Raw genomic sequence first — 5,224 nt, 5'->3', positions numbered from 1 at the left:
AAGTAGGAAGTATAAAAGTTGGTGGTTTCTTAGGAGGAATAAATGTTCCAATAAGTAAGTTTACATCCAGAGGAGGACAATATAAAATTCAATTTCAGAATTTAGATCCGAATGGATATACCATTTTTCTAAATGGTGGACAAGTCTATTATTGATAGATGGGCATGTATGGTGACCCCTATTATGGAAGTTTGGTTGTGTAGATGAAGGTTGAGTTATACAAAGGATAACTGATCGCAACAGATGCGTTCCAAAATCGAAGTGTATTTGTCATCGGTGAAATTGTTGATTGTTATTTGAGTAGTTAAAATGAAAAAGAAAAGAGCGTTCTATTAGGAACGCTCTTTTCTTTTGTTATAGCACTAGATTAGTATTTTCAGCGCAATAATCTATAGCGCGATGTTTTAATTCTTCGTAGTTCTCTAGTCGTTGTTTATTAAATAAATTAGGCTTTAACCCTTTGTAATATTCGAATACTCTTTCTCCTTGATCGGATATAAAGTATATACCGCTAGGGTTATTTCCTGGTTTCTCTTCGGGATCAAAACGTTTTAAAATATTCGATGCTTTTGATTGTGAAATAATCTTTCCTGTAACATATGCGTTAGTGGCCATTATTTCTTTACTAGTAACGTGATTGTGAGTTGAACCAATACTCATAATGTAGCCCCCTGTATTTCAAAGTTGATATAAAGGAATTTTAACATCAAGGAGGAAGTATTTATATTGTTGTAATGAAAATGAGAACTATTTTTTTATGATTTCTGTAATAGTAACTAAGAATACTGAATTTCAGATGGTTACTAGTTTTTGTTTTTCTATTTCGAATCAATTTTATGTAATCATTCTGTAATATTCATTTCGTTTATTTAATCATGAATTAAATTTTTTAGTTTGTCTCTTTAAGGGATAAATCGCACAAATTTTAAGTGTTCTTTTGCATCTTGAGTATACATAATAAAGTTATCTGTTATAGATTTTATCATTACTGCAGTAATGATAATGGAATTAAGATATTCAAAACTTAATGTCTCTGAACAAGGATCAAGTAAAAGAACAAAAAAACACCAAATCTCTATTAGCTATGTATATAGTCGTTGTAATTATGACTTTATATTCTACTAACATTGCTAAATGCACTAAAAATTTTATTTAAATGAAACCGAACAAATTATTTATACAAGGAATCCAATTGAATTCCTTTTTATATCTCTCTTTATAATTATCAGAAAATTGTTGAAAAATATTTTTTATTTCGCAAAATACTTTACCGCACTTCATTTCTTGCTAATATATACATAACTATATCCAAATAAAATATATCAGAAAGCGGGGAAAATTATGGTAAATCAGCTGAAAACAAGCGATAAGATTACACATCTTTTAAATAACTGGTATCAAGAAATTCGCGCCCAGCACACTAAGGAAGCAAAAAACTTAAAAAACGAGATCGATAAGTACAGTGAAAGCATTAATGAAGATCCAAACTTACTATTCCATTACTCACTTCTTACTTTCCGCTTTAATGTTTTGATTGATCATTTAAGCATCACACCAACCAGTTTCCAAGCAATCGATGAACTAGACATACCAAAAAATGAACTCTTATCTTATTATTACCACTTTTTCAAAGGGATTCACACAGCACTCATTTCAAATAACAATGAAGCCTGGGAACACTACGAAAAAGCCGATGCACTATTACAGCATGTTCATGATGATCTTGAAATAGCCGAGTTTAACTATCGTTTCGCTAACTTTTATCTTCATACTTACCAACCCCTATTAGCGATTCAGCACGTGACTAAAGCTAAAAAAATTTTCTCCAAACATAATGGTTATGAAAATAATGTAGCCGCTTGCGAGAACTTATACGGTTTAGCATGTATAGACATAAGACAATTCCCTGTAGCTGAAGAAAAATTTAATTCTGCAATAGATATTTTACGCAAAAACAATGAGGATTCCCTAATATTAAGAGTCCGAAATAATTTAGGTTTTTTATATAGCAGCCAAAACTTATCCGCTTCAGCGATTCGGCACTTAACCGAAGTAACAACTAATATTCCTGGTCATTTCAAAGCCTTTTTCCTTGAAGCTAGAGAACGTTTCAAACTCGGCGAAGTTAAGCATTCGGCCGAGTTAATAGAACGAGGATTAGCGATTTGTGAGCAATTAGATAACAAAGAATACCTATATCATTTCAAGCTTTTAGATTATATGAACAAAGGTGTTCCAGCTGCTATTCTCGAAGGATTATCTTTGGAAGCTATCTCATTTTTCGATAGGCAACAACTATATAATTACACCCAAGAATACGCTGAAAAATTAGCAATCAAGTTTTACGAAGAAAACGACACTGTAAAAGCTAGTAAATACTTTTATATGAGCCTTCAAGCTAAAGAAAAAACTTTCGAAAAGGGAGCGTTAAAATAATGAAAAAACTATTTGGAACAATTTTAGGTTTATCACTTTCAGCTGCTTTATCTATAGGATTAGCATTCCCTTCACAATCAGAATCCAAAGAACATATTGATTCGACTAAATCTAGTACAATCATGTACATGCAATCCAGTCACGGTGACTCCTGGTAATATAAAGAGATTCTATATCATGAATTACGAAAAGGGCACTCCCTCAATAGAGCGCCCTTTTTTAAAACTCAATAAGGGGTACCGCCCCATGCCCATCAACTTAAGAGTTTAGGATTACCCCAAAACGAAAAAATGAGCTTTTTTGTTACAAGTTAGCACAAAATTTCGTTCTGGGGGTACTATAAAATTTTAGCTTGTTAGCAATGCGGCGGGACCACTAGCCTAAAAAATAACAGGACATTTAAAAATCCCTTCTACTCCGGTCACCTTGACAGAAAATTTAATGATATTTACAATAACTTTACATATCAATATACAATTATAAAGGAGGGGAAAATATGTTTAAAAATAAAAAAGGGATTCGAATAGGTTTAGGCTTATTTATCTTTTTATCTGTAATTCAATTTACTATCGGTTATATAGAGGGATATTATAAATCTTCTACAGGTAATGAGTTATTAATTTCAGGAACATGAAAAACTGTGTTATTAGATGCTCCTGAAGGTATACTTGTTATTTTAGGAGCAATTGCTTTATATCAATTTACAAAGAAATTACCAGAAAAAACAGAATCTATGGGGTAGCACCCCATCACCATCAAGCTAAAAAAATGTATCCATAAAACGAAAAAAACGTTATTCTTTTTGTAGAAATATACAAAAAGAATAACGTTTTTTTACAACTTGGGATAGTTAATGCCCTTAAGTTTATGGGCATGTAAGGTGACCCCCACATGACTTTTCTTCAATATACATAATTGCATATTTTATCATTTTATTTATATATTGCAATTAATATTTTTCCACTATACAATTAAGATTGTGAAAAATGTAACAAAATTTAGCAGCAGCAGATCCGGTAGAGAATTAGAAATCGTTTATTTCCAGAAATCAATTCCACAAGTCTTTATGTATCCTAAATAAACAGAGAAATAAAATTGAACGATATTTCTATGCTTCTCCAGCGCTCTGGATCAACTAGACATTCTATCACAAAACTTTTACTACTACACAAGGAGGAAAGTAACTTGAAAAAAATCTTTAGTTGCATGATTGTTTTACTGTTTATGTTCACTTTTTCTTCATCAGCATTTGCTCATGAACACCCTGGTTATTCTCATGATTCTACAATAGGATATGAAAACCCAAATTGGATGAAAAGCATTAACGGTAATACAAAATTAAGTCAATTATCAATTCCAGGTACACACGATTCCATGGCTTATAGTACTTCATGGAGCGCTCCAGCCGATATCGTCCATACACAATCTATGTCATTAAAAACGCAATTAAATTCTGGAATCCGTTTTTTAGACATTCGTTGTAAATATACAGATGGAGCTTTTGCAATTCATCATGGTCCTTATTATTTGAATGCAATGTTTGATGACGTACTAAACGAGGTTACTACATTCTTAAAAGAAAACCCAAGTGAAACGATTTTAATGCGAGTGAAACAAGAATATAGTTCCGAATCGAATGATGTATTTAATAACACACTTCGCAGATATATGGATCAATACCCTGGATTCTTTTGGGATAGTCAAGACGGCACAATAACTAATCCAAAACTCAAAGAAATGAGAGGTAAAATTGTCATTCTTCGCGATGTTGGTGGATCGAATATTGGTATTAGTTATGCTTACGAATTTTATAAACAAGATAAATATTCTCTGTCTACAAACTGGGATCTATATGCGAAATGGGAATCTGTAAAAGAACACTTGAAAGATGCAAGTCAGCATTATCAATGGAGGGATGAATATAAATCTATAAATTATTTAAGCGGTAGCGGTGGTTCATTCCCATACTTTGTAGCAAGTGGACATAGCAGCCCTGGAACATCTGCACCTCGCCTTGCTACCGGCCTTACTACTCCTGGTTGGAATAGTTCATATCCAGACTTTCCTAGAACAGGTTGTTTTTTAGGAATTTGTACCATTTCGTTTGAAGGAACAAACGTTTTAACAACTGATTATATAGCGAATAACAAACCAGCATATACAGGAATTATTGCTGCTGATTTTCCTGGTAAAGGTTTAATTGAGAATGTAATTAATTGTAATAAGAAAATAAACTAAAAAAATCATCACGATCACATTTCACAAGTCAGAATCTACTAGAGAAATCAATTAGGGGTATGGCCGAGATACGTGTATTATCTTAACTAGTTACAAACATGCTATTCATGGTATACAAAGTAAAGAAAACCTTCCTAAATGTTACACTGTAGACATGATATCTTAACTCTGTAAACAACGTATTCAGCGTAACGATGTCTTTACAATGAGAAGGCATCAGATAACCTTGTTAGGTAAATCGATCATTTTTCAGGTGTCGGGCAAAGAGGTTAGAATCTGATGCTGCGAGGCTCATTGTCAAGACGAATACGTTGTTTATATGGCTACAATGAATAAACCATTGATAGACAAAGGTTTTCTATTTTCGAGTTAAGATAACGTGTAAAAATAGGTCATAGTCTTACTTTTATTTCCAGATACAACCTATTGAACTGATAAATAGGGTTGGTGACAGGGGAGCAGGTACTCCCCCTTTTCGGAGGAGTGAAAAAAACATCCAATAACGTTTTTTTACACTTGGGGGTAGTTGATATTCTTAAGTTGATGGGCA

4 protein-coding genes and 1 pseudogene are annotated in these 5,224 nt (G+C 32.7%); 4 read left to right on the top strand and 1 reads right to left on the bottom strand.

Translation table 11 applies throughout. The features are described from left to right. Positions 1-354: 354 nt before the first annotated feature. Positions 355-660 (bottom strand): hypothetical protein, encoded by a 306-nt coding sequence (locus V7183_RS21495; protein WP_335360774.1) that lies wholly within the window; start codon positions 658-660, stop codon positions 355-357. A 681-nt stretch (positions 661-1,341) separates the two neighbouring features. On the opposite strand from V7183_RS21495, the gene V7183_RS21490 reads away from it, so the two are divergent. The 4 genes and pseudogenes from V7183_RS21490 to V7183_RS21475 all read left to right on the top strand — a co-directional run bounded on the left by V7183_RS21490 (position 1,342) and on the right by V7183_RS21475 (position 4,674). Continuing rightward, complete coding sequence (locus V7183_RS21490; RefSeq protein WP_335360773.1) at positions 1,342-2,436, top strand: hypothetical protein; 1,095 nt, start codon at positions 1,342-1,344, stop codon at positions 2,434-2,436. After that, positions 2,436-2,594 (top strand): general stress protein, encoded by a 159-nt coding sequence (locus V7183_RS21485; protein WP_097895733.1) that lies wholly within the window; start codon positions 2,436-2,438, stop codon positions 2,592-2,594. The genes V7183_RS21490 and V7183_RS21485 overlap by 1 nt, the downstream gene beginning before the upstream one ends. Before the next feature lie 338 nt (positions 2,595-2,932). Further along, a pseudogene (locus tag V7183_RS21480) lies at positions 2,933-3,178 on the top strand (DUF3937 family protein). A gap of 443 nt (positions 3,179-3,621) precedes the next feature. After that, positions 3,622-4,674 carry a phosphatidylinositol-specific phospholipase C gene (locus V7183_RS21475; RefSeq protein WP_335360772.1) on the top strand — a complete coding sequence of 351 codons (1,053 nt, stop codon included), beginning with the start codon at positions 3,622-3,624 and terminating at the stop codon, positions 4,672-4,674. The last annotated feature ends 550 nt before the right edge of the window (positions 4,675-5,224 follow it).

Origin of the sequence: Bacillus sp. JJ1127, assembly GCF_036965845.1 — a bacterium.
In the GTDB taxonomy this organism is placed as follows: Bacteria; Bacillota; Bacilli; order Bacillales; family Bacillaceae_G; genus Bacillus_A.
The sequence above is the reverse complement of the archived record's forward strand: the minus strand, read 5'-3'. Positions and strand labels throughout refer to the sequence as shown.

Coding starts and splice junctions, on each gene's coding strand:
- V7183_RS21495 (WP_335360774.1), bottom strand. CDS start 660: ATGAGTATTGGTTCAACTCACAATCACGTTACTAGTAAAGAAATAATG.
- V7183_RS21490 (WP_335360773.1), top strand. CDS start 1,342: ATGGTAAATCAGCTGAAAACAAGCGATAAGATTACACATCTTTTAAAT.
- V7183_RS21485 (WP_097895733.1), top strand. CDS start 2,436: ATGAAAAAACTATTTGGAACAATTTTAGGTTTATCACTTTCAGCTGCT.